Origin of the sequence: Curtobacterium sp. B8 (genome assembly GCF_000333315.1) — a bacterium.
Lineage (GTDB): Bacteria > Actinomycetota > Actinomycetes > Actinomycetales > Microbacteriaceae > Curtobacterium > Curtobacterium luteum.
Window position 1 is genome coordinate 1 of the sequence record NZ_BACW01000210.1, and the last position, 2,055, is coordinate 2,055.

The 2,055-nt window shown below is 72.8% G+C and carries 1 protein-coding gene and 1 pseudogene; both read right to left on the reverse strand.

The window, feature by feature from the left end:
* On the reverse strand, positions 1-649 hold a 649-nt coding region (locus I59_RS21900), incomplete at its 3' end, for an FAD-dependent oxidoreductase (RefSeq protein ID WP_031272979.1).
* A pseudogene (locus tag I59_RS05295) lies at positions 646-1,872 on the reverse strand (NAD-dependent succinate-semialdehyde dehydrogenase); the annotation flags it as partial. The gene I59_RS21900 and the pseudogene I59_RS05295, both read right to left, overlap by 4 nt.
* Positions 1,873-2,055 lie beyond the last annotated feature (183 nt).

A 2,055-nucleotide genomic window follows, 5' to 3' on the forward strand; every position in this document is an offset into this window, starting at 1 on the left:
GGGGTTGGTCTCGCACGGTGCGAGGCCGGCGCGCCCGACAGCCGCGGCGACCTGCCAGCGTGCGAGGTTGTCCCCATGGTGCGAGGTTTGCGCCCTCGCCACCATGCGTGCGCCCTCGCACCGAGCGGCGGGCGCGGAGCTGGCCTCGCACGGTGCGGGGCCGGCGAGTCCGACGACGACGCGCACGCCGGCCCCGACGCCGACCCCGACCCGCGATCAGCGTGGGCGCACGACCGCCTCGACGAGGGCGGCGATGACGTCGCCCGGGTTTCGCGACGTACTCGTCCACGACGGCGACGAGCCGCTCGATCTCGGTCGCGGTCGCCTCGGGCAGCGGGAAGATGTCGCCCGTGTACTCCGTGCGCGAGCCGTGCTGGTCGATGTAGACGCTCGAGCCCTCCCGGTACCGGTCGTAGGTCTCGAGGCCGAGCTCGACGAGGGTCTCGAGCAGCGCGGTCTGGTCCGGGGAGACCCACTGGCCGCCGATCTCGAGCGTGACGCCCTCGATGTCGTTCGTCCAGGTGCGCCCGCCGACCCGGTCACGGGCCTCGAGCACGGCGACGGTGTGGCCCTCGGCGACCAGGCGGTTCGCCGCGATCAGTCCGGTCACGCCGGCCCCGATGACGACGACGTCCTTCTCGATGGTCATCGCTGCGCTCCCTTCGTGCGCCCGAAGGGGTCGGGCGTCAGCGTGTACATGGTCTCGAGGTACTCGTGCAGGCCCTCGCCGCCGCCCTCGCGCCCGAGGCCGGACTGCTTGACGCCGCCGAACGGCGCGGACGCGTTCGACACGATGCCGGTGTTCAGTCCGAGCATGCCGGTCTCGAGCCGTTCCATGAGGCGCTGGCCGCGGGCGGGGTCCTCGGTGAACGCGTACCCGACGAGGCCGTACTCGGTGTCGTTCGCGGCGGCGACGGCCTCGTCCTCGGTCGCGAACGTGCGGATCGCGAGGACCGGTCCGAAGATCTCGTCGCGGAGCAGGTCGCTGCCGGGCTGCACGTCGGTGATCACCGTGGGCGCGTAGAACGTCCCGGGGCCGTCGACGGGCTGCCCGCCGGTGCGGAGAGTGGCACCCCGGTCGAGCGCGTCGGTGACGAGCCGGTGCGCCTTGTCGACCGCCCGCTGGTCGATGAGCGGGCCGATCGTCACGCCGTCCTCGGTCCCGCGGCCGACGGTCATCGCCTCGACGCGCTCGGTGAGCCGCCGGGCGAACTCCTCGGCAACCGACTCCTGCACGATGAACCGGTTCGCCGCGGTGCAGGCCTGTCCGGTGTTGCGGAACTTCGCCGCGAGGGCGCCCTCGACCGCGAGGTCGAGGTCGGCGTCCTCGAACACGACGAACGGGGCGTTGCCGCCGAGCTCCATGCTGGTCCGGAGGACGTTCTGCGCGGCCTGCGCGAGGAGCGTCCGGCCCACCGGGGTCGACCCCGTGAACGACAGCTTCCGGAGTCGGGGGTCGCTGATGATCGGTTCGGAGAGCGCTCCCGCGTGGCTCGTCGGGACGACGTTCACGACCCCGGCGGGCACCCCGGCCTCGAGCAGGAGGTCCGCGAACAGCAGGGTCGTGAGCGGGGTGAGCTCGGCCGGCTTCACGACCGCGGTGCACCCGGCGGCGAGCGCCGGGGCGATCTTGCGCGTGGCCATCGCGAGCGGGAAGTTCCACGGCGTGATGAGGAAGGTCGGCCCGACGGGCTTGTGCGTCACGATCGCCCGACCGGATCCCTCGGGGTTGGTGCCGTAGGAGCCGCCGATCCGGACGGCCTCCTCGGAGAACCAGCGGAGGAACTCGCCGCCGTAGGTGACCTCGCCGTTCGCCTCGGCGAGGGGCTTGCCCATCTCGAGCGTCATGAGGAGCGCGAAGTCTCGATGACGGCGGCCTGCGGTCGGCGGAGCGGCGCTGTCGCGTCGGTCGCACGACGTGCCGTGTCCGGCGNCGCGTTGGTCGCACGACGTGCCGTGCCCGGTGCGCGTTGGTCGCGATGGATGTCGCCGGGCGCGGACGTGAGCGGCATGTCGTGCGACCAACCGAACGCAGAGCCGCACGCGCGCTGCCGG